General features: G+C 73.4%; 23 protein-coding genes and 2 pseudogenes. 12 read left to right on the forward strand and 13 right to left on the reverse strand.

The window, feature by feature from the left end; genetic code table 11:
- The first annotated feature begins 7 nt into the window (after positions 1-7).
- Both fxlM and ACZ7KX_RS30530 read left to right on the forward strand, forming a co-directional pair.
- Positions 8-2,089 carry a methyltransferase, FxLD system gene (fxlM, locus tag ACZ7KX_RS30525; RefSeq protein WP_470329283.1) on the forward strand — a complete coding sequence of 694 codons (2,082 nt, stop codon included), beginning with the start codon at positions 8-10 and terminating at the stop codon, positions 2,087-2,089.
- A 4-nt stretch (positions 2,090-2,093) separates the two neighbouring features.
- Positions 2,094-3,233 (forward strand): hypothetical protein, encoded by a 1,140-nt coding sequence (locus tag ACZ7KX_RS30530; protein ID WP_470329284.1) that lies wholly within the window; start codon positions 2,094-2,096, stop codon positions 3,231-3,233.
- A gap of 88 nt (positions 3,234-3,321) precedes the next feature.
- Here ACZ7KX_RS30530 and ACZ7KX_RS30535 read toward each other — a convergent pair whose 3' ends face one another.
- From ACZ7KX_RS30535 to ACZ7KX_RS30545, 3 genes are all read right to left on the reverse strand, one after another.
- Positions 3,322-3,492 carry a hypothetical protein gene (locus tag ACZ7KX_RS30535; RefSeq protein ID WP_470329285.1) on the reverse strand — a complete coding sequence of 57 codons (171 nt, stop codon included), beginning with the start codon at positions 3,490-3,492 and terminating at the stop codon, positions 3,322-3,324.
- Positions 3,493-3,551: 59 nt separating this feature from the next.
- Complete coding sequence (locus ACZ7KX_RS30540) at positions 3,552-4,265, reverse strand: recombination directionality factor (RefSeq protein ID WP_470329286.1); 714 nt, start codon at positions 4,263-4,265, stop codon at positions 3,552-3,554.
- A 283-nt stretch (positions 4,266-4,548) separates the two neighbouring features.
- Positions 4,549-6,108, reverse strand: a complete 1,560-nt coding sequence (locus ACZ7KX_RS30545; protein ID WP_470329287.1) for a recombinase family protein — start codon at positions 6,106-6,108, stop codon at positions 4,549-4,551.
- A gap of 62 nt (positions 6,109-6,170) precedes the next feature.
- On the opposite strand from ACZ7KX_RS30545, the pseudogene ACZ7KX_RS30550 reads away from it, so the two are divergent.
- Positions 6,171-6,422: pseudogene (locus tag ACZ7KX_RS30550) on the forward strand (oxidoreductase C-terminal domain-containing protein); the annotation flags it as partial.
- Between the two features lie 373 nt (positions 6,423-6,795).
- Here ACZ7KX_RS30550 and ACZ7KX_RS30555 read toward each other — a convergent pair.
- From ACZ7KX_RS30555 to ACZ7KX_RS30565, 3 genes are all read right to left on the reverse strand, one after another.
- Positions 6,796-7,533, reverse strand: a complete 738-nt coding sequence (locus ACZ7KX_RS30555; RefSeq protein ID WP_470329288.1) for an IclR family transcriptional regulator domain-containing protein — start codon at positions 7,531-7,533, stop codon at positions 6,796-6,798.
- A 149-nt stretch (positions 7,534-7,682) separates the two neighbouring features.
- Entirely contained in the window at positions 7,683-8,420 is a 738-nt protein-coding gene (locus ACZ7KX_RS30560; protein ID WP_470329289.1) for a DUF4232 domain-containing protein, read from the reverse strand.
- Positions 8,421-8,547: 127 nt separating this feature from the next.
- A complete protein-coding gene (locus ACZ7KX_RS30565; RefSeq protein WP_470329290.1) occupies positions 8,548-11,268 on the reverse strand; it encodes an AfsR/SARP family transcriptional regulator in 2,721 nt (906 codons plus the stop codon).
- Positions 11,269-11,842: 574 nt separating this feature from the next.
- Here ACZ7KX_RS30565 and ACZ7KX_RS30570 point away from each other — a divergent pair.
- Positions 11,843-12,067: pseudogene (locus ACZ7KX_RS30570) on the forward strand (oxidoreductase C-terminal domain-containing protein); the annotation flags it as partial.
- 46 nt (positions 12,068-12,113) lie between these two features.
- Here the strand turns inward: ACZ7KX_RS30570 and ACZ7KX_RS30575 are convergent.
- Positions 12,114-13,103, reverse strand: coding sequence for a right-handed parallel beta-helix repeat-containing protein (locus ACZ7KX_RS30575; RefSeq protein WP_470329291.1), 990 nt, complete (start codon positions 13,101-13,103; stop codon positions 12,114-12,116).
- A 162-nt stretch (positions 13,104-13,265) separates the two neighbouring features.
- On the opposite strand from ACZ7KX_RS30575, the gene ACZ7KX_RS30580 reads away from it, so the two are divergent.
- Complete coding sequence (locus ACZ7KX_RS30580) at positions 13,266-13,682, forward strand: DUF3592 domain-containing protein (RefSeq protein WP_350521014.1); 417 nt, start codon at positions 13,266-13,268, stop codon at positions 13,680-13,682.
- A 33-nt stretch (positions 13,683-13,715) separates the two neighbouring features.
- On the opposite strand, the gene ACZ7KX_RS30585 is transcribed toward ACZ7KX_RS30580, so the two are convergent.
- Positions 13,716-14,648, reverse strand: coding sequence for a helix-turn-helix domain-containing protein (locus tag ACZ7KX_RS30585; protein ID WP_470329292.1), 933 nt, complete (start codon positions 14,646-14,648; stop codon positions 13,716-13,718).
- 200 nt (positions 14,649-14,848) lie between these two features.
- On the opposite strand from ACZ7KX_RS30585, the gene ACZ7KX_RS30590 reads away from it, so the two are divergent.
- Positions 14,849-15,607 (forward strand): SDR family oxidoreductase, encoded by a 759-nt coding sequence (locus ACZ7KX_RS30590; RefSeq protein WP_470329293.1) that lies wholly within the window; start codon positions 14,849-14,851, stop codon positions 15,605-15,607.
- Between the two features lie 39 nt (positions 15,608-15,646).
- Here ACZ7KX_RS30590 and ACZ7KX_RS30595 read toward each other — a convergent pair whose 3' ends face one another.
- Positions 15,647-16,801 (reverse strand): Clp protease N-terminal domain-containing protein, encoded by a 1,155-nt coding sequence (locus ACZ7KX_RS30595; protein WP_470329294.1) that lies wholly within the window; start codon positions 16,799-16,801, stop codon positions 15,647-15,649.
- Positions 16,802-16,975: 174 nt separating this feature from the next.
- On the opposite strand from ACZ7KX_RS30595, the gene ACZ7KX_RS30600 reads away from it, so the two are divergent.
- Positions 16,976-17,986, forward strand: coding sequence for a S1C family serine protease (locus ACZ7KX_RS30600; protein ID WP_470329295.1), 1,011 nt, complete (start codon positions 16,976-16,978; stop codon positions 17,984-17,986).
- 84 nt (positions 17,987-18,070) lie between these two features.
- Complete coding sequence (locus ACZ7KX_RS30605; RefSeq protein ID WP_470329296.1) at positions 18,071-18,322, forward strand: hypothetical protein; 252 nt, start codon at positions 18,071-18,073, stop codon at positions 18,320-18,322.
- A 244-nt stretch (positions 18,323-18,566) separates the two neighbouring features.
- Here ACZ7KX_RS30605 and ACZ7KX_RS30610 read toward each other — a convergent pair whose 3' ends face one another.
- A complete protein-coding gene (locus ACZ7KX_RS30610; RefSeq protein ID WP_470329297.1) occupies positions 18,567-18,983 on the reverse strand; it encodes a hypothetical protein in 417 nt (138 codons plus the stop codon).
- A gap of 6 nt (positions 18,984-18,989) precedes the next feature.
- Positions 18,990-19,553, reverse strand: coding sequence for a universal stress protein (locus ACZ7KX_RS30615; RefSeq protein ID WP_470329298.1), 564 nt, complete (start codon positions 19,551-19,553; stop codon positions 18,990-18,992).
- A 275-nt stretch (positions 19,554-19,828) separates the two neighbouring features.
- Between ACZ7KX_RS30615 and ACZ7KX_RS30620 the strand changes: the two genes are divergently transcribed.
- Together ACZ7KX_RS30620 and ACZ7KX_RS30625 are read left to right on the forward strand one after the other, a co-directional pair.
- Positions 19,829-20,176 carry a GntR family transcriptional regulator gene (locus ACZ7KX_RS30620; protein WP_350521020.1) on the forward strand — a complete coding sequence of 116 codons (348 nt, stop codon included), beginning with the start codon at positions 19,829-19,831 and terminating at the stop codon, positions 20,174-20,176.
- Positions 20,173-21,186 carry a DUF1648 domain-containing protein gene (locus ACZ7KX_RS30625; RefSeq protein ID WP_470329299.1) on the forward strand — a complete coding sequence of 338 codons (1,014 nt, stop codon included), beginning with the start codon at positions 20,173-20,175 and terminating at the stop codon, positions 21,184-21,186. Before ACZ7KX_RS30620 ends, ACZ7KX_RS30625 begins: the two co-directional genes overlap by 4 nt.
- Positions 21,187-21,250: 64 nt before the next feature.
- Here the strand turns inward: ACZ7KX_RS30625 and ACZ7KX_RS30630 are convergent, their stop codons facing one another.
- Positions 21,251-22,459, reverse strand: coding sequence for a hypothetical protein (locus ACZ7KX_RS30630; RefSeq protein WP_470329300.1), 1,209 nt, complete (start codon positions 22,457-22,459; stop codon positions 21,251-21,253).
- A gap of 191 nt (positions 22,460-22,650) precedes the next feature.
- Here ACZ7KX_RS30630 and ACZ7KX_RS30635 point away from each other — a divergent pair, with 191 nt between their 5' ends.
- Both ACZ7KX_RS30635 and ACZ7KX_RS30640 read left to right on the forward strand, forming a co-directional pair.
- Positions 22,651-23,400: a hypothetical protein gene (locus ACZ7KX_RS30635; protein ID WP_470329301.1), complete on the forward strand. Its 750-nt coding sequence runs from the start codon at positions 22,651-22,653 to the stop codon at positions 23,398-23,400.
- A 151-nt stretch (positions 23,401-23,551) separates the two neighbouring features.
- A complete protein-coding gene (locus tag ACZ7KX_RS30640) occupies positions 23,552-24,391 on the forward strand; it encodes an SAM-dependent methyltransferase (protein ID WP_470329302.1) in 840 nt (279 codons plus the stop codon).
- Positions 24,392-24,436: 45 nt separating this feature from the next.
- Here ACZ7KX_RS30640 and ACZ7KX_RS30645 read toward each other — a convergent pair whose 3' ends face one another.
- Positions 24,437-25,111, reverse strand: coding sequence for a response regulator (locus ACZ7KX_RS30645; protein WP_470329353.1), 675 nt, complete (start codon positions 25,109-25,111; stop codon positions 24,437-24,439).
- Positions 25,112-25,134 lie beyond the last annotated feature (23 nt).

Consider the following 25,134-nt stretch of genomic DNA (forward strand, 5'->3'; position numbering starts at 1 on the left):
CCCTTCGATGACCACCGGCTGGATCCAGCACGATCTCACCTTCGCCGACCCTGCCACCGTCGAACCCATCGCCGCCCACCAGCTGACCCCCGCGCTGACCTTCGCCGAGAAGTCCGGTGCGCTGGAGGACTGGTGGTACATGCGCAAGCGCGGGCTACTGCTGCGCTACCGCGCCGACGCCCCCGCCCCCACCGTCACCTCACTCCTGGACACGCTCGTCGAGGAAGGACTCCTCACCCGCTGGCGGCCCGTCGTCTACGAGCCCGAGACCGGCGCGTTCGGCGGCGACGAGGCCATGGAGATCGCCCACCGGCTCTTCCGTACCGACAGCCGTCACCTGATGGCCCGCGCCGCCAAGCCCGGCCCGCCCGTCCTCGGCCGTACCGAGACCTTCGTCGTCCTCGTCTCCGCCATGCTCCGCGCCGCCGGCCTCGACTGGTACGAACAGGGCGACGTCTGGAGCAGGTTCGCCGACCTGCGGCCCGAGCCTCCCGCCCTCGCACCCGAGCGGGTGGCCACCCTGACCGCCGCGATGCACCGGCTGATGACGCTCGACACCCGCCAGCTCATCCGACCCGGTGAACCGCTCGCCGCCCACGCCGACTGGGTCGACGCCTTCGAGAGGACCGGGCAGGACCTCGTCCGCCTGGCCCGGGACGGCCGCCTCGCCCGCGGACTGCGTGCCGTCCTCGCCCACCACGCGCTCTTCCACGCCAACCGTGCCGGCGTGCCCGTCGAGCACCAATCCGCCACCGCTGCAAGGGCGGTGGCCGCAGTCTTCCACTCCGGCGACGGCACTGCGCCCTCGCAGCCAACCATCCGCACAACCACTAGGGTCGCCCACGTGACTACTCTCAGCGACAGCGCCGCTCCGACCGCCGACCAGCTGCGCGACGCCCTCACCGATCGCCTGCTCGCTGGCAAGCACATCACCAGCACCCCGGTCGAAGGCGCCTTCCGCGCCATCCGGCGCGAGCCGTTTCTGCCCGGCTTCCCGCTCGACGTCGTGTACGCCGACAACCCGACCTACACCAAGACCGACGCGTCCGGTACCCAGCTCAGCGCGGCCTCCCAGCCCACGATCGTCGCGATGATGCTGGAGCAGCTCGGTGCCCGCCCCGGTGAGCGGATCTTCGAGGCCGGTGCCGGGACGGGCGTCAACGCCGCCTACATGGGCCACATCGTCGGCCCCAACGGGCACGTGGTCGCCGTGGACGTGGACGACGACCTCGTCGACGGCGCTCGCAAGCACCTCGCGGACGCCGGGGTCGACAACGTCACCGTGGTCCTCGGCGACGGCGCCCTCGGTCACCCCGAGGGCGCGCCGTACGACCGGATCATCGCCACCGTGAGCACCAGCGAGATGCCCACCGCCTGGCCCCAGCAGGTCAAGCCGGGTGGCCGGATCGTCCTGCCGCTACGCCTGCGCGGCACCGCCTCCCGCGTCATCGCCTTCGAGCACGGCGAGAACGGCTGGGTGTCCGTCAACGACCGACTCGCCGTCTTCATGCCGCTGCGCGGCAGCATGGACGACGAGCGCCGCACCGTCACCCTCACGAGCCAGGGCGACGTCACGCTCCAGGTCCACAAGGACCAGAACGACGCGGTCGACGCCTCCAAGCTGCTCGGGGTCCTCGACACCGAGCGTCATGAGCGCTGGACCGGCGTGACCATCCCGGCCGGCACCACCTACGAGTACCACGACCTCTGGCTCGCCCTTACCCTCCCCAACTCGACCATGCGGATGAGCGTGGCCAAGACCGCCCACGACCGCGGCGTCACCCCGATGCTCCCCTGGGGCGCCATGGCCACCGTCCGGGATGGCTCCCTGGCCTACCTCACCCTGCGCGAAGGCGAACCCGGCAGCGACGGCCGCAAGGTGTACGAGACCGGCGTTGTCGGCCACGGCCCTGCCGGTGCCGCCCTCGCCGACCTCGTGTCCGGACAGCTCCGCACCTGGAACGCAAGCTTCCGCGACCGGACCCTCCGCTTCGAGCTCCCGGACACCCTCGATGCCCCTGCCGACCCGTCCGCCGGCCGATTCGTCCTGGACCGCCCCCACCACCCGATCACCGTCTTTTGGGAGTAACCGCGTGCACCCGACCGGGCCCGTAGCCCAGCGCTTCCCGCTGGTCGCCCGAGTCCGGCCCGCGTGCCTGCCCCTCGAAGTCCGTGTCGGCCGGCTCCAGCAGCTGGCCGACGCGGCCTCCCGGCAGACCGACCCGGGCCTGGCCTCCGCGGTGTTCAACCAGGCGGCCCTCCTCGCCTCCGACGTCGGTCTCCCCGACTACGCCCGCGAGCTGTGCCACCGCCACGCCGCCCTCTACATCACCCGCGGACCGCTCCCGGCGATGAGCGCCATCCGCGGCCTCGAACCCCTCGTCAACCTCGCCCGTCTCAAAATCCGAGCGGGCCAACATCAGCAAGGCCACCAGCTCCTGCTCGACCTCTACCAGGCCATCACCAGGGCCACCGAGACGGTCCTGGACGCCATCACCGTCCCGGCCCAGCTCACCGAGACTGCCAGGGATCGCCACGAAGTCCGCCGGTGGCTATGGCGCGTCGTCATCGCCGACGGCGCCCGTGCCCTCACCTCCGCCGGCTGCTGGACGGACGCCCTGCACCACATCGAGGAGCACCGTGGCATCGGCCGTCGCATCCTCGACGGCCGCCAGGTCGCCGTCCTCGCCTCAATGACCAGCAACGAGCTGCCCGGCGCCCTCGCCCTGCTGGCCGCCACCGAGCCGGGCGAGCCGTGGGAGGACGCCATCACAGCTGTGCTCACCGCGCTGTGCCGCCCCGGCGACCGGCACGCCGCCCAGACCGCGATCGACCATTGCCTCGCCTTCGAACCGGCCGAAGGCCTGGCCGTCTTCACCACCCGCCTCGCCCTGACCGCCATCGACGCCGCCGACCCGGACACCCCCGCCGCCCGAAACCTGATCAAACAGCTGTCCAGCCGAGCCTGTAGGACGGGCGACGGCTACGCACTACGCGACCTTCTCACCCACCCTGGTGTCCGCGACCGCCTGGACCCCAGCCGAACAGCCGAACTCAAACAGGCGCTCGCCACCTGCGCACTGGGCTCCGCCGCCCTGCCCAAGCCCATCCATGACCGATTGGAGGCCGCCCTCGCGACCGGCCGGGAGGTGCTCGAAAGCTCCGCAGTGGACCCGGGCTCATCCGAAGTCTCCCCCTCGGGACGCGATACCTCGCATGCACCCACCCCCTGAACCACGCCCGCCGCAGCTACGGCCGCTCTGCCCGCGATACCCCATCGTCGCCACGGTCGCCCCGCCCATACCGGAGCTCCGCGAGCAGCTACGCCACACCGGCCCGGTGCGCGTACTCACGCGACTCTGACCGGAGAGAGGCATGCTCCACCTGCCGAACGTCGTACGGTTCGCCTTCTTCGCCGTGCTGCGCGCGGCGATCCGCGACGATATCGACGTCGCGCAGCCCGAGGTCCTGTTCGTGTTCGACGGCGAGCACGGTACGACTGAGCGCTTGGCCACCGACCAGGAAGGCAACTCCCGAACATATATGGAGGATCAGGACACAGAACTCAGCAGGCGAAGCCTCGGACGCTGGCCCACGACTTCGATACCGGCCGGCGTAATGAACGACCGTCGATCGATGCTCAGGCCTGCGGTCACCGGCCCGTTCATTCCGTCCAGGCGCCCAAGCACTGCATCGATGTCCTCCGTCAGCACCCAGGAGGACGAGAGCACGCCGAACAGTCCGGCCTCTGGTGCCTCGACCAGGCGGAACCGCAAGGTGATCTCTGGTTTCGGCCCGCGGCCGGCCCTGGATGCCGCACGACGCTGACTCCAGGTGGGCGGGCAGCCACAAGCTTCTCCTGCGATCGTGGCCGGCCGCAGGTGTCGGACTCCGTCACAGACGTGCTCCCCGCGCCGCCCCCGCGTGACCATCCTGAAGTCCAGGGACTGCGGCCCGTCAAGCGTGATCTCGAAACGGTCCCGGCGGGTGATCCACTCACTCCCGGACCGCCCCGTCCTCACATCGCCGCCGAGCAACCCTGCCAACGCCGCCGCGTCTTCCCGTGACGACACGGAGACTCGCCAACCGTGGTCCAGTGCCACCGGTTCACCGGCAGGCCCACTCGCGTGGAATCGCCCCACGAAACGGCCCGAACTTCGGTTTCCACAAGCACCCCTGGAACGGACGGGAGAAGCGCCGGCCGACACCGCGAAGAACAACGAGACCTCCGATAGTCCGTGGAGCAGGAGCACCGGATGATCCACGGAAACAGCAGCTTGGTGAGGCCGCGCTTCTCTGGTAGGTCGGCTCTGCGTTCCTCACGGCTGTGAGGTCCGACAGCGAAAATGTCGCCAATCCTCCTGGCCCGAGCCAAGTTCGTCGCCCCTTGATTACTTGACCCATCGGGCTCCGGCTAGAACCAGGACTTCAGCCTGGGACGCTCAGGAGACTGGCTCGTCCAGCCATTGAAGTACAGGCGAAAGGCAGCACGCCCAGCGGACCTTGATCCGTTGAACGTGCGCCTTGGTCACGCCATGGGATGCCCTGTCAGGCTGCAGACGAAGAAGGCTCCGCAGGTGCCCACGGGTCCGGCTGATCAAGCCAGTGGATCTCCACCCGGGCCGGGTCGAAGCGATTGTCTCCCCGTGCGCCCCTGGCGACGACCAGGCGCCGGATGACCAATCGGAGCAGATCCCGCCGCAGCGCGTGGTCCGCGCTCTCCCACGCCTCGCTGATCTGCTCGTGTTCCAGTAGCCAGCCGATGTCGAGCTTCTTCGGAGCCAGCGCGGCCACCCGGTCCAGGGCCGTCTGCAGGGCTCCGCGCGCCTCCGCCTGGATGCGGGGCAGGTGGACATCGAACGGTGGGTCGTACATGCCCGCCGCCTGCTGCTCCGCGATGCGCTGTACACGCTGCTCGGCAGTCTTCTGAGCAGCCAGGGCGTCGGACAGCTCCTCAGCCGTCTCCGGGTTCTGCAGGCCCGCGTAACGCTCCGCGGCGATCCACAGAAGAGGGTCGGTCTCGTCTCCGGCGTTCATGCGGTCGAACCACGCCGACGTCACGTGTTTCTCCAGCGTCGTCCGCGTGACGCTCACCGGGTCCGGGCAGAACTTCCCCGCCCCATGCCTCGCGCACACGTGACTCCGCCCCCCGCTCGCCGCGCCCTTACAGCCCCGGCACCGGGTGAGGTCGGTCAGGAGGTGGTACTTCTTGCTGCTCGGCTGCTCCTCGTACCTCAGGTGCCCTCGCAGCGCGGCGCGGGCCTTCCGGACGATCTCCGGCGGTATCGGCTTGGCGCCCTCGGCAAGCACGCTGATGCACTCGCCGGTCACGGGGTGGCGGTAAACCGCGTCCTCGCCCGTGACAGCCCCCTGCGCCACGCTCACCTGCCACCCCTCGTATACCGGGTGCCAGATCATCTTCGAGATGGTGGACGCCTGCCACTCCCCGCCGCCAGGCGACGGGATCGGAGACCGCCCCGAGTTGAGTGCGCGCCCCAGCATGCGGGCAGGCACCCCCAGGGCGACGGACTCGAAGACGTGCTCCACGTAGCGCCAGGTGTCCGCGCTGTTCTTGAGCTTTCGCGTGTCCGGTCCGTCGAGCTCAAAGCCGTAGGGCAGCCTGCCGAGCCACCTCCCCGCGTTGCGTTGCGTGGCCTTGGTGGCGGTCAGGTTGAAGCTCAGACGCTGCGAGAACTCGCGCGCCTGCTCGGCCCGGTCGATGATCCACCGCCGGTCGCGCTCGATCGAGCTGTCCAGGCCTTCGTAGTCGAAGATGACCCTGGCCTTGCCGAGGATGGGCACGATCTCGTCCGCCCCCTTGCGGGTGAAGCGGTCCAGGAACGCACACCACAGAATCGGCGCGTCTCCGGCCAGCACGGCGGACACAGCCTTGTCGAACTCGGGCCGCTTCACGTCCGACCACGCCGACAGGTTGTCCACCCAGACTTCCCGGACCCGCTTCCCGTTCTTGGCTGCCCATGCCCGGCCCAGTTCCTCCTGGGTCTGCACGGACAGAAGATCGCGCGGGTCCTCCGTGCGGATCCTCTTGGACTTGCGCAGGTAGAGGTCGACCTCTTCCAGGTCGGGCGTCGGGGCTGTGCGGTGCATTGGCCGAGTCTCCCATATCGAACAAACGGGCAGGTCAGGTGGCATCCTTAGGTGTCCACTCGACTGACCAGTACGACCTCGGCATGGAGTACGTCGGCTACGTCGAGCCCGACGGCTACGACCGGGTGGTGTTCCGCGGTGACCCGGGCACCCGCGAGTTCATCGCGTTCTGGCTGTCCGCCGGCCGGGTGCTCGCGAGGATGAACGTCAACGTCTGGGACGTCACCGACCCGATCCGCGAACTGTTCCGCTCGGGGCGGGTGGTGGACGCCGACGCGCTGGCCGACCCGAAGGTCCCGCTCGGCGAGGTCTGAGACACAGCAAGAGCCCTGCTCGTCGAGCAGCCAACCAGGGCCCCGTCCGTTCACCGCTGAGGGATGCACACGGACGGGGCCGGTTCGGCGGTCAGGGCTCCATCCGGCGGGGCCGCGCGGACCGGAGTTGGACAGCACGCGGTCGACACCGACTGGTCAGCGGACCGGCAGCCTCTCTCAACCAACTTGCGCCGGAGTCAGGGGCTCCCGGGGCTCGCCCCGGAAGGGACTGCTCGGCGTGCCACTGCCGGTGCCGGCCCGCGACCGACGGAATCCCCGCCTGCGGGCCGATGACCTGCCGTCCGGCCAACGTCTCGTTCCCCGCACCGCACGAGCGCCCGCATTCACGGATATCCGTGAACCGATGCGGACGTCACGTCCGCCCCTCCTGGAGGTGCGCGAGGAGCCGGGCCGCCGCCCGGTCCAGACTCAGTCGCTCCGAGCGGCCACGACGCCGGTGCGTCAGAACGAGGGCACCCGTGACGACGGGACCGTCCGTGACGGGGATCGCGAGCGCGCTGACCTCGGGATCGGCCAGACCCTCGCTGCGGCTGATCCGCGACGCACGGATCCCCGGAAGAGCGCGGCGGAACTCGGCGACCGCCTCGGAGTCGCGGCGGGCGAGCTCGTCGAGCAGCCCGCTGCGCTCCGCCTCGTCGGTGAAAGCCAGCAGCAGGCGGCCCGCGGCGGTGCGCAGGAGCGGCCGGGCCATGTGCTCGTCGGCGAGCGGCAGGAGGCGGGGTATCTCGTCCTCGCCGCCGCGCGCGAGGTGCACGGCGTCGAGCCCGACCCGCACCGTGAGCAGCACGGGGGTACCCGCGACGCGGCTCAGTTCGTTGAGCTCGGGCTGGCTGATCCGCGGGACGACCCGGCCGGCGATGAGGTTGAGGACGTGCGGAGCGGGCCCGAGCCGGAACCGCCGGTGCTGTTCCAGCAGAAAACCGGTCGCGACAAGTCCGTTGACCAGATCCTGCACCGAACTCGCCGGGGCCTCGGCCGCCTGCGCCGACTCGGCCACGGTCACCCCGCCCGGCGCCCGCGCGGCAGCCTCCAGGATCCACACGACCCGGTCCACCGTACGGTGACGCCGCCGTCGGCCGTGCTCGCTCATCCCGCCCGCCCTGTCCTCGTCGAACGTCGCCGGCCCATCGCGCCGGCACGACCCGCCGATTCTCCCCCACCACCCGAGGAGCCTGAACCCGCTCCTGGTCCACGCCGTCACGTCCAGGATCGTGCGAACGCACGGCGCCGCGCCAAGCTCTACCGTGCCGCGAAGGCTCCGACCTTGAAGTCGGTGCCGCAGACGCTGAAGACGCCGCCCGGCGAGCCGTTCGCCTTCATCACGTTCACCGTGGTGCCCACGTCCTTGGGCAGCGCGACCTTGACGTGGGACGCCTGCACCGGGCAGGTGTAACGGGCCGACGTGGTGCCCTCGCTGTTCACGTCGTTGTACAGCACGTCCGCCACCACCGCGGCGCCCGCCGGGACGTCGACCGCTCCCGAGCCGTCCTTGGAGTTGTCCCCCGAGACCGGGCTCGCCTTGCCCTGGTCGTCGTCGGCGACCACGGTCGTCGGGCCGACGATGGTGCAGGGGGCACCCGAGCTGTTGGTGATCTTGAGGGTGGCTGCGGCAGCCTGCGCGTCACTGGCGTGACCCGAGGACTGGAGGAACGTCACCGAGGTGTTCTTGGTCGTACAGGCCGCGGTGACGCCGCCCCCGCCGGTGCCGGAGGACGGGCTGCCTCCACCGCTCGTGCTCGCCTTGCCCCCGGACGATGCCGAGGCCGCAGCCGACTTCGAGGCCGGAGCCGGCGCCGAGGTCGAGGCCGCAGCCGGCGCCGGTGCCGAGGTGGAACCCGACGGGGCGGCGGTTGATGCGCTGGTGCCGGCGGCGCCACTGTCCTGCGTGCCGCTGCCGTCGTTGCAGGCGGTCAGCGACAGGGCGAGCGTGGCGACGGCGCCGACGGCGAGCAGGGCGGGACGGGTGGTGGTGCGCATGGCTGGTTCCCCCGGTTCTCGTTCGTGGGTCGCGATCCTGCACGAGGTCGTTTCCCCTTACACGAACGAGGGTGTTGCGGCGCGCTGGCAGATCACTAACGAGCGCGGCGGCGGCGCTAACGCGTGGCTAACGCTCCCGGATCCTGGCGTGTGCCGCCGCGTGCCGACGCCGCAGTTCGGGCAGTGCGTCCTGGTCGGCGATGTGCAGCAGGGCATCGAGCGCGGTGACGGCGCCCGCGTCGTAGCCGGTCTGCTCGGCCTCAAGCGCGGCCTGCGCGAGGCAGCTCCGCCCGGCCGCGGTGTCGCCGAGCCCGGCGAGCGCCTCGCCCTGCCAGGTACGCAGGAGCACGCGCCGGGCGACCGCCTCGTGCTCGGGGCCGAGGCCGAGCGCCACCTCGGCCGCCTCGTACGCCTGCCGGTGGCGGCCCGCGCCGAGGTGGATGCGGGCCAGGTGCTGGAGCGCGAGCATCCGGGTGTGCGCGTCGTCGGCCTCGGTGGCGAGGGCGAGGGCTCGGGTGCAGGCTGTCTCGGCGGCGCCGGGTTCGTCGTCGGGGAGGGCTGCGGCGAGGTTGACCAGGGCTGTGGCCTCGCCGAGTACGTCGCCTGCGCGGGCCGCGAGTTCGGGTGCGACGCGCAGGTGCCGGAGGGCCTCGGCGGTGCGGCCCTCCTCGGCGAGCACCCAGCCGAGCAGGGTCAGGACGCGGGCCTCCGCATAGGGGTCGGCGCAGGCGCGGGCGTCGGCGAGGGCGGCCTCCAGGGTGGGCGCCCAGTCGGCGAGGACCCGCCAGACCACGAACGGCCACTGGGTCACGGCGATCCGCCAGGCCCGCTCGGGCCGGCCCTCGGCGCGGGCCGCAGCTGCGATCAGGGCGAGGTCGTCCCGTTCGGCGGCGAACCAGCCGAGCGCCTCCTCGCGGCTGGTGAAGTCCCGCACTGCGGGCGGCTGCCGAAAGTCGTCGGGCTGTACGAAGGCGGGCTCCCCGCCGGGTTCCGCGGCCTCGGATGCGGACAGCGCGGTCGCCACGCAGTGGTCGTACAGGCGCAGCCGGGCCGCGGTACGGGCGGCCGGGTCCTGGCTCTGGCCACGCGCGTAGAGCCGGACCAGATCGTGCAGGACGTAGCAGCCGGGGGCGGTCTCGGTGAGCAGGTGCGCGGCGACCAGGCGGTCGAGGGCGCGGGCCGCATCCGGCGGGGTCGTGCCGGCGAGCGCAGCGGCGCTGAACCGGTCGACGTGTGTGCCGGGGTGATGGCCGAGCGCAGTGAACAGCCGCGCTGCGTCAGCGGGGAGGTGGGCGGTGGTGAGCCGCAGCGCCGAGGCGACGCCGATGTCCTCGGCGGCGAGCAGCGCGAGCCGCTGGCGCTCGTCGGCGAGCCGGTCGGCGAAGGAGGCGAGGTTGAGGTCGGGGAGCTCCACGAGCCGAGCGGCGGCGACCCGCAGCGCGAGGGGCAGACCGCCGCACAACTCGGCTGTACGGCGGGCCGCTTGGGGCTCGGCGGCGGTGCGGTGCTCGCCGAGGACACGGGCGAGCAGGGCCACGCTGTCGTCGGTGGCGAGGACATCGAGGGCGACGACGCGGGCGGCGTCGGAGGCGACGAGACCGGTGAGGCGGGCACGGCTGGTGACGACGGTGACGCAGCCGGGTCCCGTGGGCAGCAGCGGGCGCACCTGGGCGGAGGTACGGGCGTTGTCGAGGACGACGAGCAGGTGCAGTTCGGCGGTGAGCGAGCGGAACAGGGCACCGGCGGCGTCCGCCGACTCGGGCATCCGGCACGGTGGAACGCCGAGAGCGACGAGGAACTCCCGCAGCAGCTCGGCCGGTTCGGGGTCCGAGGTGTCGCTGAACCCGCGCAGATCTGCGTAGAGCGTCCCGTCGGGGAAGTCGGAGCGCCGGACGGCCGCCCAGTGCACGGCCAGTGCGGTCTTGCCGACCCCGGCCGGGCCGGTGACCACGACGACCGGCCCGTCAGGCCCGGCCGCAGCTGCGGTCAGCGCGGCGCTCTCAACGGTGCGGCCGTGGAATCCACGCGGGGTACGAGGCAGCAGATTGGGCCTGGCCTGCATCGGTTCCAGGGCGGGTCGGGGCGCATCGGCCCGGACCTCGGGGGCGCGGTCGGGGCCGAGGGCGCGGGTGAAGGCGGCGGTCAGCTCGGCGCCCGGAGCGACGCCGAGCTCGTCGGCGAGGACCTGGCGGGCGCGGTGGTAGGCGTCCAGGGCCTCCGAGGAACGCCCCGCGTGATGCAGCGCCTCGACCAGCCGGGCGGCCAGCGGCTCGCGCAGCGGATGGGCCCCGGTCTCCGGCCGCAACAGTTGGACAGCACGCTCGTGCTCACCGCCCACGACGTACGTGTCGGCGAGCAGCTCGACCGCGGCGAGCCGCGCCTCGTCCAAGGTGTGCGCGGCGGAGCGCAGCAGCGGCGACGGATAGGCGCCGGCCAGCGCGGGGCCCTGCCACAGGGCGAGTGCCTCGGTGAGCAGCGCGGCCCTGTCCCCGGGGTCGGCGGCGCGGCGGGCAAGCGCCACAAGACCCTCGAAGCGGTGTGCGTCGAGCAGCGTCTCCGGCAGTTCCAGGTGGTACGCGGCGCCGCGCGTGCTCAGCTCGACGCCGTACGCCGACGCGTCGACCCCCGCCAACAGCGCCCGCAGGCGCGAGACATGCCCTTGGATGACAGTGCGTGCGTGCAGCGGGGGTTCATCGTCCCACAGCGCCTCGGTGAGCGTGTCCACGGAGACCGCGACATTGGCCCGCAGCAACAGCATCGCGAGCAGGCTGCGCCGCTTGGCGGGCCCGAGCGGCAACGGCCCGTCGCTCCCGCTGACCGACACGGGGCCGAGGACCTGGAACTCCATGAACCGAACCCTATCTTCCGGGGGCTACTGGGCATCGGGACGTCGAACCGTACGGATACCGCGCTGCCGCGTCACCGACCAGGTCGGGCCGGTCGCCGGCGGAGCCGATGGCACGAGGGATCAGGGCCCGGCGGTGGCTTCGACGCACCGGGCCGGGTGGCGCACCCAGTAGGTGTCGTCACTGCCTTCGTCGCGCCAGGACACAGCCGAGTGGTGGCGAGGCGGACAGGCGGAGCGGATCGTCAGGTCAACCGATCGCGGCGGACATGGCATCGGCGAGGCGGTGCACCGAGGGCACCAGGAGATCCGCCCGACGACGGTGATGTCCTCGGCCCCCGTGCCGGACCGGGGTCGCCGAGAGTGCGCAGCAGCCGGAAGACTATCCCGCCGGTGGACGACCGAGGCATCGGCTCGGCCATGGTCAGCGTGCTCGAAGTCATCCCGGGATGCTCGTTCCCCGCACCGCACGAGCGCCCGCGTTCACGGATATCCGTGAACCGATGCGGACGTCACGTCCACCCCTCCTGCTCGAAGAGCCAGAGCCCGACCTGGCCAGGGCCCGTGCCGCTATCGCACAATAGGTGCGACAGCGGAACACATGTACGACAGCGTGGTGTTCCGCGGTGCCCCGGCCACCCGCGAGTTCATCGCGTTCTGGCCGTCCGCCGGCCGGGTGCTCGCGGGGATGAACGTCAACGTCTGGGACGTCACCGACCCGATCCGCGAACTGGTCCGCTCGGGGCGGGTGGTGGACGCCGACGCGCTGGCCGACCCGAAGGTCCCGCTCGGCGAGCTGTAGCCGTCCGGCGTCACGACCACCCGTGCACCCCGGCGTCCCGGTGCGGTCAGCCCACCGGGACGCCGGGGTTCACCACGCCCCGGCCTCCGGTGACGGTGTTGCCCGCGCCGATCGTCACCGGGCACTTCACCGCGTCGTAGTTCGTCACGTCGATCGCGTAGCGGTCCGCTCCGGTGGCGCCGGTGAGGTCGGAGCGGTTGCCCCGGAAGACCGTGCCGCAGCCCCAGCCCGGCTGGACGCTGTGGGTCTGGTAGCCGTCGTCGGTGGTGCGCCTGCCGGTGTTGTTCTCGATGACGTAGCCGTTGCCCTTCACGTCGACCCAGGAGTCGTCGTAGTTGCGGCCGGTGAGGCCGTCGCCGTCGAAGGAGTTGCCGGAGACCAGGCCGCCGGTGGTGCCCTCCTTGAGGTCGACGTTCTCGGCGCCGATGTTCGGGCCGAAGGTGTTGCCGGTGATCTGCACGTGGTCGCTGCGGTCGGAGAGGGTGCCGGCGGTGCCGACGTACACGCCCTCGCCCAGGCCGTCCCGGTTCAGACCGGTGTCGTGGATGCGGGAGTTGCGCAGCGTGCCGTAGCTGCTGGAGTTGCGGAAGTGCACGCCCTCCATGGTGGTGTGGTGGACCGTCACGCCGTCGATCACCACGTGGTTCGCGGCGTCCGCCATGATGCCCTTCTGCGCGCCGGTGACGGTCAGGCCCTGGACGGTCCAGTAGCTCGCGCCGTCGAGGTGGAGGCCGTAGCCGCCGCCGGTGGGGGTGGTGAGCACGGCCTTGGCGGAGCCGGTGAGGGTGATCCGGGCGTCGGCGGTGCCGGGCACGGTGGCCTTGAAGCTGCCGGAGTAGGTGCCGTCGGCGAGCTGGATGGTCCGCCCGGGCACGGCGGCCGCGAGCGCGGCCTGGAGCTGCTTGGCGGTGCCGACCTTGACGACGGTCGCGGCCGGGGCGGCCGTCGCACCGGGGGCGGTGCCGACGGCGAGGGCGGCGACGGTGGCGACGGCGGTGAGGGTGGCGCCGAGGGCGCGGGGGAACGTCGGCTTCATGGACGGTGCTCCTTGCGGGACAGATGGTGACAGGAACATGCCGTCGATCACACTGGACTGGACCATTCCGAAGCGTCAAGGGTGCCGCCGTCGGGCGATACTGGGATCCGGGGGAGCCTCGGACGGCTTCGGGAAACCATCGGGCGGGGGCAGGGAGGCACGGTGGGCGGGACGGCCGGATTCGCCGTGGTGGTGTTCGGTGCGCTGGGCGGCGTCGTCGCCTACCTCGCCGGAGTGGTCGGGCTGCGCGAGCAACGCCGGCTGCGCCGGGTCGGCGTCCCCGCCTCGGCCCTGGTGCGCGCCCGCATCCGGGGGCCGGAGGACCACGCCCTGCCGCCGCGTCCGCTGCTGCAGTTCGAGACGACCGACGGCCGGGTGGTCGAGATCTTCTCCCCCGTCCCCTCCACCACCCGCCACCCGCTGCCGGACGGCCGCTACGTGCCCGTCCGCTACGATCCGGCCGACCCCCGCCAGGTGCTGGTCGACGGCCGGGAGCGGACGGGCCTGGAGTACGGGTTCCTCGCCCTGGGGGTGCTGGCCGTCCTGGGCTCGATCACCCTCGCCGCCACGGCGCTCTAGGCGGTCGGCGCGCTGCGCCTCCCGGGACGGGCCCTACGGGCGCTCCCGGCCCGCGCGGAGCCCGGCCGGGGTGAGGCCGGTGTGCAGGCGCATGGTGCGGGTGAGGTGGCTCTGGTCGGCGAAACCGCACAGCTGGGCGATGGCGGCGATCGGGGTGTCGGTGGTGAGCAGCGCCCGGCGGGCCCGTTCGAGGCGCAGCCGGACCAGGTACCGGTGCGGGGACTGCCCGGTGGAGGCCCGGAAGGCCCGGGTGAAGTGGGAGGGGCTGACGCCCGCGACGGCGGCGAGTTCGGTCAGTGAGAGCCGGCCGTCCAGGTAGCCGTTCATGTGGTCGACGACCCGGTTCAACCGCTTGGGGGTGAGCCCACCCTCGCGCTCCGGCAGGCGCGTGCCCCGGGTGGCGGCGGTGCGGATCAGGTGGGCGGCGAGCGCCTGCAGCATCGACTGGGCGTAGAGCGGGTCGGCGGGCTGCGGGCCCTCGTACTCGGCGACCAGGCGCTCCACCAGCATGCCCAGGAACGGGTCGGTGAGGTGGTAGCGCGGGGCCAGCTCCAGCGGGCCCGGCAGGTCGCTCTCGGTGGCGAGCTTCTCCAGCCAGGCCGGTTCGAGGGCGACCAGCATCAGCTCGGCATCCTGCTCCCAGCACGGCCGGGAGGCCCAGCCGGCCGGGTTGACCAGTGCCTGGCCGCGGTGGAAGCGCTCGCGACGGGGGCTGCCGTCGGCGCTCCAGCTGAGGTCGGCCGGGTTGCCGGTGTGCACCACCACGACGTGCCGGGTCGGGCCGTCGGCGTTCTCGGCGGCGGCGCCGGCCCGTTCCAGGCCGCGCTCGACCACGCCCTCGTCCAGGTCGGCGCCGCTTCCGGAGAGCCGGAGCAGGTGGGGCTTGATCGCCGAGCCGGCGGACGGCACGAGAGGTGTGCTCGGTGCGGTCGCGGTCGGATCGGTGGGCCGTGCGGGTGTCGCCATGCTCCCGATTCTGGTCCGTCCGGGTGAGGAATGCCGAACGGGCGAGGCCGGAATCCGGCCCCCCGGCCGAGGTCGTGAGCGGTTCGTTCCAGGGCCCGTCGGATTGTTCAATCCCCGGGCGGCCCCCGCGACGGACAGTGGTCGGGCAGACGTCCCACCGAGCTGGGACAACCCCCTCCACCGGCAAGGAGCCGTAGATCATGAGCAACAACCACTCCCTGGCGGGCAAGGTCGTCCTGGTCGGCGCCGGCGCCAAGAACCTCGGCGGACTGATCAGCCGCAACGCGGGCGCGGACGGCGCCAAGGTCGTCGTGCACTACCACTCGGACGGCACCGCGCCGGACGCCGAGGCGACAGTCGCCGCGGTCAAGGCGGCCGGCGGCGAGGCGGTCGCCGTCCAGGGCGACCTGACGGACGTCGCCGACGTGGAGCGGGTCTTCGCCGTCGCGCAGGAGACCTTCGGCGGGATCGACGTCGCGGTCAACACGGCCGGCATGGTGCTGCGCAAGCCGATCGTGGAGACCACCGAGGCCGAGTACGACGTGATGCACGCGGTGAACGCCAAGGCGGCGTACTTCTTCATCCGCGAGGCGGGCAAGCGGCTGAACGACGGCGGCAAGGTCATCACCATCGTGACCTCGCTGCTGGCCGCCTTCACCGACGGCTACTCCACCTACGCGGGCGCCAAGGCCCCGGTGGAGCACTACACCCGGGCCGCGGCCAAGGAGTTCGCCGCCCGCGGCATCTCGGTCAACAACATCGCGCCGGGCCCGATGGACACGCCGTTCTTCTACGGCCAGGAGACCCCGGAGCGGGTCGCCTTCCACAAGTCCCAGGCGATGGGCAACGACCTGACCAAGATCGAGGACATCGCGCCGATCGTCACCTTCCTGGCCACCGAGGGCCGGTGGATCACCGGCCAGACCCTCTTCGCCAACGGCGGCTACACCACGCGCTGACCCTCCGGCCCGCGATCGGGCCCGCCGTGCCCCGGCCTCTCACCCGGCCGCGGGCAGGGCGGGCCCGGTTGCCGTCGCCGCCTTCAGCGCCGTCGTGGCCGTCTCCTGGCCGTCCTGGCCGCTGTGGCCGTCCTGGCCGTTGGGGTCGTTGGGGCCGTCCTGGCCGCTGTGGCCGTTGGGGCCGCCCTCCCGGGCCGCGCCACCGCCCAACGCCTCGACCAGCCGCCGGGCCCGGGTGTCCTCGTCGAGCAGCGCCCGCACCAGCGGGCCGGGGGCCGCGCCCGCCAGGTAGGCCTCGACGGAGCGCGGATCGGCCGGGAGGGCGACCGTCCCGGCGGTGAGAGCCGCACGGGCACGGGCGTAGTCCAGCCCGACCCAGGCGAGCAGCTCGCCGCCGGTGTCGTCCACGTCCGGCTGCGGCCGGTGGCCCAGGACTTCGTGGACGGCGAGGAGGGCCAGCAGGACGTGCTCGGTGCCCGGCGTCCGGCGGCCGAGGCGCAGCGCCTGGTCGTCCGTCTCCCGCCGGATCCAGTCCGCGGACGGCGCCGCCGGGCCGGCCGTACCGGGCTTCAACAGCCGCTTCCAGAGCGGGAGTCGGTGCGTCCGGCGGCCGAGCAGGGCGTCCCGGGTGGGGTGCAGCAGCGGGTCCAGCGCGTCGGAGGCGCCGTCCGGGGCCGTGGCCTCCGGCGCGGGCGGTGCCGTCGGCGCCGGTGGTGCCTGCGGTGCGGCCTTCGACCCGGGGTGCGCCGCGTCCAGCCGGTCCCGGACGGCCTGCGGCGCGACGCCCGCCGCGCGGAGCAGTTCGGCGGCGCGGGTGCGGTCGTCGGCCAGCAGGGCGCGCAGGACGTGCTCCGCGGTGAGCTGCCGCTCGCCGCTGCGCCGCACCGCCGTGACCGCGGCGGACAGTGCGCGGGCCGCGGCGCCGGTCAGGACGAGGTCCGGGGCCCTGGTCGAGCCCAGGACCTCCCCGGCCGGCACCCCGGCGTCGGCCTCGTCGTCCGCGGCCCAGCCCCCGCCGCGCTCGCGGTCACGCAACAGGGTGCGCAGCTCGCTCTCGGTGGCCCCGGCAGCAGCGAGGGCCGCACCGGCCGGGCCGCTCGACCCCACCACCGCGGCCAACAGGTGCTCCGTACCGAGCCGGCCGCCGCCCGTCGTGCCGAGCGTGCGCCAGTCCGCTTCCAGCGTGGTCTCCATCAGGCCCTCCCCGCACAGGTGGCTTTGCCCACACCATACGCTTGCTTTGCCTTCTCTTTGTAGTGGGCCGCCCGCCCGGACGGGCACGGCATCGGGAGCCAGCGGCGGAAGCATCGGCGACGCAGCGTTGTTGGAAAGCGGGAGAACCCGCGCCGGCGAAAAGGGGTGAGCACCGTGGCCGACACGCTCCCCGGGCCCGAGCAGGTACCCGACGGCGGCACGACCGGCCCTGACGGCGGAGCCGCCGAGGCGCTGGACGCCTACTCGCGGATCGTCACCACCGTCGCCGCCGCGGTGACTCCGCGCGTCGCCGCCCTCCAGGTGCCCCGGCGCGGCCGGGGCGGCTGGTTCAGCACCGCGCTCGGCTCGGCGGTGGTCTTCACCGACAACGGCTTCCTGCTGACCAACGCCCACGTCGTCGGCCACGCCGACGCCGGGACCCTGGCCTTCGCCGACGGCACCACCTCCCCCTTCCACACCATCGGCGCCGACCCGCTCTCCGACCTGGCCGTGCTGCGCGCCGACGGCCCGACCCCCACCCCGGTGCGGCTCGGCGAGGCCACCGCCCTGCGGGTCGGGCAGCTCGTCGTCGCCGTCGGCAACCCGCTCGGGCTCGCCGGGACGGTCACGGCGGGCGTGGTCAGCGCCCTCGGCCGCTCGCTCCCGGCCCGCTCCGACACCGCCGTGCGCGTCATCGACAACGTCATCCAGACTGATGCCGCCCTCAACCCCGGCAACTCCGGCGGCGCACTGACCACCGCGACCGGCGAGGTCGTGGGCGTCACCACGGCCGTGGCTGGCAACGGGCTCGGCCTGGCCGTCCCGATCGACGCCACCAGTCGGCAGATCATCGCCACCCTGCTCACCGACGGCCGGATCCGCCGCGCCTACCTGGGCCTCGCCGGCGTGCCCGCCCCGCTGCCGCCCACCCTGCGCCGGCGCACCGGGCAGCAGACCGGCCTGCGGATCGTCGAGGTCGTCCCCGGCGCCCCCGCCGACCGCGCCGGACTGCACGAGGGCGACCTGCTGCTCACCGCCGCCGGCGAACCGATGACCAGCGCCCGCACCCTGCAGCACCTGATGCTGGCCGACGGCATCGGCCGCCCCCTCGCCCTGACGGTGCTGCGCGGCGCGGCCCTGGTCGACGTGATCGCCGTCCCGACCGAACTGCCCTCGGACGACTAGCCCGTGGTCCGAGCGCGACCACGGTGGACTCGACGACGGCGGGTCCGAGGCGTGGACGGCGCCGTCTCACGGGTGGTCGCGCGCATGCGAGAGGTCGGGATCGCCGAGCCCGAACCGATGGGCGTCGAAGCCGTCCGCGCCCGGGACGAGGGCCACCCCGCCCCGGTCGCCCCCGGGGTACTCCTGCACGACGCCTCCTACGCCGACCAGTGGCTTCCCCAGGTGGAGCCGGCCGAGCCGGCCGACGCTGCGGTCTGCGTCTTCACCCCCAACGTGGTCACCGACCCGCACGGCACCTCCCCGGACTACCTCGGCCGGTTCACCTATCGGGCCTGAGGGCCTTCGACCGGGGCTGCCACCGCCACTCGTCGAGGCAGCCGGGCAGGGCGCGCGGAGCGGATCGCCGGGCCGCCCCTGACGGGTGGCCCCGGTCCGAACGTGCGGCCCGCTCCGCGCACCCCGTTTCCTGCGTTCCACCGGTTCGTCGGGGGCTCCGGAGTACCGGCCGGAGCCCCCGGCCTTGCGGTGGGGTCCGCCGCCGGCGCACGGGGGGGCCGGCGGCGGACCGTTCGGGAGCGCCTCAGGGCCGGTGGTCGAGGCGCAGCGTCGACACCCGTACGGTCCGCCGTGGCAGCGCCGCGGGCAGGGCGACCAGCAGGGCGGTGGCGGTGAACACGGCGTAGTGCGCGCTCTCCGGCCAGGGGCCGGACCAGCCGAGTTCGGCGTGGCGGTGCTCGGCGAAGGCGTTGCAGCAGAGCCAGGCGGCCAGGCCGACCACCGGCGCGGCCCGGGGCCGGGAGAAGCCGCCGACCAGACCGCACAGCGCCACGTACGCCACGAAGGCGAGGCCGCCGGAGTGCAGTTCGCCGAGCCCGCCGAGGCCGAGCGCCAGCAGGCCGCCCGCGAGCAGGGCGACCGTGCCCGAGGTGCCGACCGACAGCCGCTCCAGCACGGGGCGGAAGCGGTCGGCACCCGGGCGCGCCGCGTACATCCGCACCGCGGACTACCGCTTCGCCGCGAGGAGTTCGGGCGTCGGGCCGACCGGCAGGTGCCAGCGGGCGCGGCGTTCCCGCGCCTCCAGCTCGTGCAGGTCGTGGAGCAGTGCGGGCACCGGGACGGTCAGCACCGGGCAGCCCGCCCGCCGCGCGCAGTACGCGGACACCGGGCGCCGGAGCCGGCGGCGCAGCAGGCCACCGCTCTGCCCGAGGACCAGCAGGTCGCCGGGCCGGTCGGCGACGTCGATGAGGGCCGGGCCGGTCTCGCCGCGGATCACCACCGGGCGCAGCGGCACCGCGGGGTCGTTGCCGCCGAAGGCCTCGTCGAGGGCCCGGTGCAGGCGCTGTTCGGCGGCGTCCCGGACGGCCGCGAGCAGCGGCGGGCAGGGCGAGCGGCGGTAGCCGTGCTCACCGCCCGGGGGCTCCCAGGCCAGCACGGGCAGGAGTTCCGCGCCCCGCTCACGGGCCTCGGTCACCGCCCGGTGCAGCGCCGCCAGACTGCCCAGCGACCCGCTGACCCCGACCACCACCCTGGGTGTCCCGCCGTCCTCGTGCCGCTCGATGCCGTGCATGACCCGTCCTCGTGTCGTGGTGGCCGCACCCGTGTCCCGGCGGCCGTACTCGTTCACCCAACCGCCGGTCCGGGCGCCCACCGGCACTTCTTGATGGCTCCCTGACGCCCGGTGCGGCGATCCCAACGCACTCCATACGGCGAGGGGCCGGGGTGGCGCGGCTCCCGCAGCCGGGGGCACTGCCCACGGCCCACACGCCGCGGTCCGCGGCCCCCGCAGCCCGCGGCCCGCAGCCCGTAGCCCGCGAGATGAATGGTGCTATTGTCAGTAGCACCATGTTGCTGAAGCTGGACGTCGGGGACACCCGACCACTGCACGAGCAGGTCGCGGGCGCGATCAGACGGGCCGTCGCCGAGGGCGAGTGCGCCCCCGGGGACAAGCTGCCGCCGGCCCGGGAGCTGTCCCGGGCGCTGGGCGTCAACTCCAACACCGTGCTGCGCGGGCTGCGCACGCTGCGCGACGAAGGGGTGCTGGAGTTCCGCCGGGGCCGCGGTGTCACGGTCGCCGCCGGGGCCGACACCCGCTCCGAACTGGTCGACCGGGTCAGGCAGTTGATCGAGGACGCGGCCTTGGCCGGCTACAGCAGGAACGATCTCGTGGACATGATCAGGGGGATGTCGTGACGGACGAAGGATCAGGAACGCACCGGCCAGGGGCCCGGAAGCGTGGCGGCCGGGGCGGCCTCTGGGCCGCGCTCGCCTGGTCGGTGGGGGTGCTGGCCCTGCTGGTCGCGCTGCCGGTGGCGGCCCGCCACCGGCTGCCGGACCCGCTGGCCACCCACTGGGGCGGGCGGGACCCGGACGGTTCGATGTCGCTCACCGGAGCCGTGCTGGTCCCGGCGCTCCTCTGGCTGATCCTGGTGCTGGTCTCCGCGCTGCTGCAGCGGTACTGCGGCGAGCGGACGCCGGGCTGCGGGGCGGCGGCACTGGTGTCCGGAGGGGTGCTGCTCACGGGGGCGCAGACCGCCGTGGTGCACGCCAACCTGGACCGCGCCCGATGGCAGGACGCGGCGCCGATGGGCATCGAGGTGGTCCTGGTCCTGCTGGCCACGGCCGCCGCCGGCGTGCTGGCCTGGCTGGCCGGCCGCCGGTTCGGGGCCCGGACCGAGGCGCTTCCGGCGGCCGGGGCGCCCGTGCTGGACGTGCCGGAGGGCGAGGAGTTCGTCTGGCTCTCCTGGGCGACGAACCCGTGGCTGCAGTTGCTGGCCGCCGTGCTCGGACTGGTCACGGTGGCGGGTGTGCTGGCGGCCGCGAGCGGGCTGGCCGGCCTGGACTGGTCGCTGGTGCTGCCGTTCGCCCTGCCCGCCGTCGCCGTCCTCGCCTGCTCCTCGGTGCAGGCACGGGTGACCGCCCGCGGCCTGACCGTCGGCTTCGGCCCGTTCGGCCGGCCCGCCCGGCACTGGTCGCCCGCCGACCTCGTCTCGGCCCGCGCCGAGCAGCGCACCGCCGCGCAGGCGGGCGGCTGGGGCTACCGGATCAACGGGCTCGGGACCACGGTGATGCTGCGCGGTGGCACGTGCCTGGTGGTGCGCACCCGCCGGGGCACCGACTTCGCGGTCAGCGTCGACGACGCCGAGCGCGGGGCGGCGCTGCTCAACGCGCTGATCGCGCGCGCCGGGCAGCCGACGGGCTGAGCCCGGGCGCCGGTTCGTGCACCCGCGGATCAGTCCTGCCCGCGGGTCGGCCCTGCCCCGCCGATCAGTCCTGCCAGTAGAACAGCAGGGTGTCGACCTTCAACGGCCCGCGCTCGCCGAAGTGGTAGACGCAGAGCCCGCTGACGACGGTGCCCCTGGTGGCCTCGTCCACCCAGCGGAAGCCGGCCCCTTCCAGGGCCCGGCGGACCGGCGAGTCGTCCGTGTCGGTGCCGCCCGCGAAGGGGCCGAGGGTGCTGACGAACAGGGTGCCCTCGACGAGCTCGATCACGTGGTAGCTGCCCTCGCCCGTCCCGTTGTCCTCGCGGGCGGAGAGCGGCGGGTCGAAGTCGATCCCGGCGGCCTCCAACGCCTCGGTTACGCGGCGCAGCCGGCCCTCCACGTCGACGGGCCCGGGCGGATCGGTGCGGAGCGCCTCGACGCGCCAGCGCGGGTCGGTGTCGCGCTCGTGGCGCGCGGCGTACTCGTGGACGATCGCGTGGCGCATCTCCTCGGGCAGGCCGGGGACTTCGACCCGGGGAGAGCCGAGGCGGCGGTCCCAGGCGCGGGCCTCCGCGCCGTCGCCGGTGAGTCGGTGCAGCGCGCAGACCGCCCACAGTGCGGCCTCGACGGGCGGGTCCGAGGCGAGGAGGGCGCGCAGCCGCTCGGGGTCGGCCGCGAGGGTGTGGGCCTGGTGGGCGACCAGGCGGTCCGGGTCGGCGAGGGAGTCGGTGACGTCCTGCCCGGCCCGGTGGCGCAGCCGGTCGCGGGCCAGCCGGTCCTCGGGGCGGGAGTCGCCGAGGTCGGCCAGCACGGCCGCGAGGCCTCGGCGGTCGGCCAGCCCGTCCAGCCCGGCCTCGCCGAGCTCGCGCCAACGCCACCAGGGGTGGGCGGCGAGGGTGGCGAGTTCGGCCGTGGCCGTGCGGTCGCCGAGGACGCCGCGGGCCTTGAGGAAGGCCTGGCACAGCCCGTACTGCCCGTCCTGGCCCCGGTCCGGGTGCCGCAGCCAGGGCAGGAGTTCGGCGCGGTCGGCGAACAGGTCGAGCAGGGCGACGCGCAGTTCGGCGGTCTCCGCGCGGTTCCTCAGGACGTCGAGCAGGGCGGGGGCGTGCTGCTCCGGCACCCGGCCGGCCAGGGCCTCGACGCAGGCGCGGCGGCGGTACCAGTGGCGTCCCGGGTCGGCCGCGTAGCGGGCGAGCTCGTCGGCCTCGCGGGCGCGCAGGGCGGCCGCGTCGTACGGCCGCTCGAAGGGGATCAGGTCATCGATGCTGGTCACCGGGCGGATATTAGGCGGCCGGAGCGCCGTAAACCACTCAAATCAGTGGTGCTTCGAACGCCAATGCGGGTACACAAGTTGACGGCCACTCAGATTCGGGCGGCGCCCCGTCGACACCGCCCCCGTCCTGTCCCCGGTGGCCGAGAAGTCAGCGGGCGCCCGCGCGCCCGCACCCAAGCAAGGAGGCGTCCGTGACTCACGACTCACGCGCGCAGGACTCCCCGGACACCCGGCGGGGCGTCCAGGACCAACGGACGGTCACGTTCCTCCGCCTCGGCGTCGGGCTGATCGGCATCCTGCTGCCGCCGGCCCTGCCGTTCGGCAACTGGCTGGCCGCGGAGGTGACGGGGCGCAGCACGAACGGCTTCTGGCCGGGCTCGATGAGCGCCTCGTACTACACCGACACACGGAACGTCTTCGTCGGCGCCCTGTGCGCGCTCGGGGTGTTCCTGATCTGCTACCGCTTCGACCGCCGGGACGACCGCTGGAGCACGGCGGCCGGGGTCTTCGCGGTCGGGGTGGCGCTGTGCCCGACGTCGCCGGACGGCGCGTCGGACGTCCAGCGCACCATCGGAGTGTTCCACCTGGTCTTCGCCAGCCTGCTGTTCGTCATGCTGGCGATGTTCTGCCTCTACTCCTTCCGCAATCCCCGTTCCACCCAGCCGGCCCGGGTGGGCACGGCCTACCTGGCGGCGGGGGTGCTGATCCTGGTCGCACTGCTGCTCTCCGTCGTGGCCGGGGTGACGGGCATCGGCGACGACTGGTCGGTGCAGCCGCTGTTCCTCTGCGAGTGGCTGGCGACGTGGTCCTTCGGTGCGGCCTGGATCGGGGCCGCGCTCGAACTGGCGGCGCACCGCCGGGGCGGCTCCGAGGCGGCGGCCGTGCCCCGGCAGCCGGGCGGGGCGCTGGTGGAGCCGAGGCAGCCGGAGGCTCAGGCCTGAGGGGCAGGCCCGAGGGCCGGGTCCGAGAGCCGGGCCGAGGGCCGAGCCCGAGGGTTCGTCATATCGTCGCACTGGTCGACCGTTACCATGCGCACCAAGGACCGCCAGCGAGGCGGCCGGTGACGGAGCCCCAGCAACGGGAGGACGAGGCATGGCGAACGAGGCCCGGGCGCATCGCGGTCCGCAGGAGGATTACCCGTCGGTGGACCTGCGGATGGACGTTCCGCACTCCGCCCGGGTCTACGACTACCTGATCGGCGGCAAGACCAACTTCGAGGCGGACCGGGTCGCCGCGCACGCCTCGGTGAAAGCCTGGCCGTCGCTCCCGACCTCGATGCGCACCACCCGCGACTTCATGCAGCGCTCGGTGCGCCACCTCGCCGAACAGTACGGCGTGCGGCAGTTCCTGGACATCGGCACCGGCATCCCCACCTCGCCGAACGTGCACGAGATCGCCCAGGCGGTGGCGGCCGAGTCGCGGGTCGCGTACGTGGACAACGACCCGATCGTGCTGACCCACGGCCGGGCGCTGATGGACAGCACGCCCGAGGGCCGCACCTGTTACGTGGACGCCGACTTCCGCGACCCGGAGTCGATCATCGACAACGCCCGGCTGCGCGAGGTGCTCGACCTCTCGCAGCCGGTGGCGCTGTCGCTGATCGCGATCGTCCACTTCGTGCTGGACGAGGACGACCCGCAGGGCATCGTGCGCCGCTTCATGGACGCCCTGGCGCCCGGCAGCTTCCTCGCCCTGACCGTCTTCACCGGCGACACGGACCCGGTCGGGGTGGGCGGCGTCGGCCGGGAGTACAACGCGCGCGGCATCCCGCTGCAGATCCGCGACAAGGCCGAGACCGAGGCCTTCTTCGACGGCTACGAGCTGCTCGACCCGGGCGTCACGCTGGTGCACCACTGGCACCCGGACGCGGACGCCGCACCCGTCCGGGACCAGGACATCGCGATGTACGCGGGCGTGGCGGTCAAGCGCTGAACCCCTCTCCCACGGCGGCCCCGCAGCAACCCGCGGCGGGCCCGGTCACCCCCGGACGGAGACCAGGCCCGCCTCGTAGGCCAGGATGACCAGCTGCACCCGGTCGCGGGCGTCGAGCTTGGCGAGCAGCCGGGTCATGTACGTCTTGACGGTGGCGATGCTGAGCACCAGCTCGGCGGCGATCTCGGTGTTGGACAGGCCCCGGCCGACCAGCGTGAGGATCTCCCGCTCCCGGTCGGTGATCGCCGCCAGCCGGAGCACGGCCCCGTTCCGCGCGCCGGGACCGGAGGGCCGGCCCGGAAGGGCCCCGGGCAGTCTGCCGTCCCGGGAGCCAGACCAGGAACCGGGCGGACGGCCGACGGCGAAGGCACCGATCAGCCGCCGGGTGACGCTCGGCGCGATCAGCGCGTCCCCGGCGGCGACCACCCGCACCGCGCCGAGGATGTCGTCCAGTGCCATGTCCTTGACCAGGAACCCGGACGCCCCGGCGTGCAGCGCCGCGTAGACGTGCTCGTCCTCGTCGAAGGTGGTGAGCACGACCACCCGGGTCGGACCGTCGGCGGCGGTCACCAGCCGGGTGGCCTCGATGCCGTCCGTCCCTGGCATCCGGATGTCCATCACCACGACGTCCGGGCACAGTTCGGCCGCCAGCCGGACCGCCTCCGCCCCGGTGCCCGCCTCGCCGACCACCTCGATGTCGGTGGTCTCCGCGATGACCATCTCCAGCGCGGCCCGTACCAGCG

It is taken from the genome of Kitasatospora sp. NPDC038210 (assembly GCF_055600605.1).

Excerpts from the sequence above, each read along its gene's own strand:
- fxlM (WP_470329283.1), top strand. The coding sequence starts at position 8 with ATGACCACCGGCTGGATCCAGCACGATCTCACCTTCGCCGACCCTGCC.
- ACZ7KX_RS30545 (WP_470329287.1), bottom strand. The coding sequence starts at position 6,108 with ATGCACCGCACAGCCCCGACGCCCGACCTGGAAGAGGTCGACCTCTAC.
- ACZ7KX_RS30555 (WP_470329288.1), bottom strand. The coding sequence starts at position 7,533 with ATGAGCGAGCACGGCCGACGGCGGCGTCACCGTACGGTGGACCGGGTC.
- ACZ7KX_RS30560 (WP_470329289.1), bottom strand. The coding sequence starts at position 8,420 with ATGCGCACCACCACCCGTCCCGCCCTGCTCGCCGTCGGCGCCGTCGCC.
- ACZ7KX_RS30565 (WP_470329290.1), bottom strand. The coding sequence starts at position 11,268 with ATGGAGTTCCAGGTCCTCGGCCCCGTGTCGGTCAGCGGGAGCGACGGG.
- ACZ7KX_RS30575 (WP_470329291.1), bottom strand. The coding sequence starts at position 13,103 with ATGAAGCCGACGTTCCCCCGCGCCCTCGGCGCCACCCTCACCGCCGTC.
- ACZ7KX_RS30585 (WP_470329292.1), bottom strand. The coding sequence starts at position 14,648 with ATGGCGACACCCGCACGGCCCACCGATCCGACCGCGACCGCACCGAGC.
- ACZ7KX_RS30590 (WP_470329293.1), top strand. The coding sequence starts at position 14,849 with ATGAGCAACAACCACTCCCTGGCGGGCAAGGTCGTCCTGGTCGGCGCC.
- ACZ7KX_RS30595 (WP_470329294.1), bottom strand. The coding sequence starts at position 16,801 with ATGGAGACCACGCTGGAAGCGGACTGGCGCACGCTCGGCACGACGGGC.
- ACZ7KX_RS30605 (WP_470329296.1), top strand. The coding sequence starts at position 18,071 with ATGCGAGAGGTCGGGATCGCCGAGCCCGAACCGATGGGCGTCGAAGCC.
- ACZ7KX_RS30615 (WP_470329298.1), bottom strand. The coding sequence starts at position 19,553 with ATGCACGGCATCGAGCGGCACGAGGACGGCGGGACACCCAGGGTGGTG.
- ACZ7KX_RS30620 (WP_350521020.1), top strand. The coding sequence starts at position 19,829 with ATGTTGCTGAAGCTGGACGTCGGGGACACCCGACCACTGCACGAGCAG.
- ACZ7KX_RS30640 (WP_470329302.1), top strand. The coding sequence starts at position 23,552 with ATGGCGAACGAGGCCCGGGCGCATCGCGGTCCGCAGGAGGATTACCCG.
- ACZ7KX_RS30645 (WP_470329353.1), bottom strand. The coding sequence starts at position 25,111 with ATGGTCATCGCGGAGACCACCGACATCGAGGTGGTCGGCGAGGCGGGC.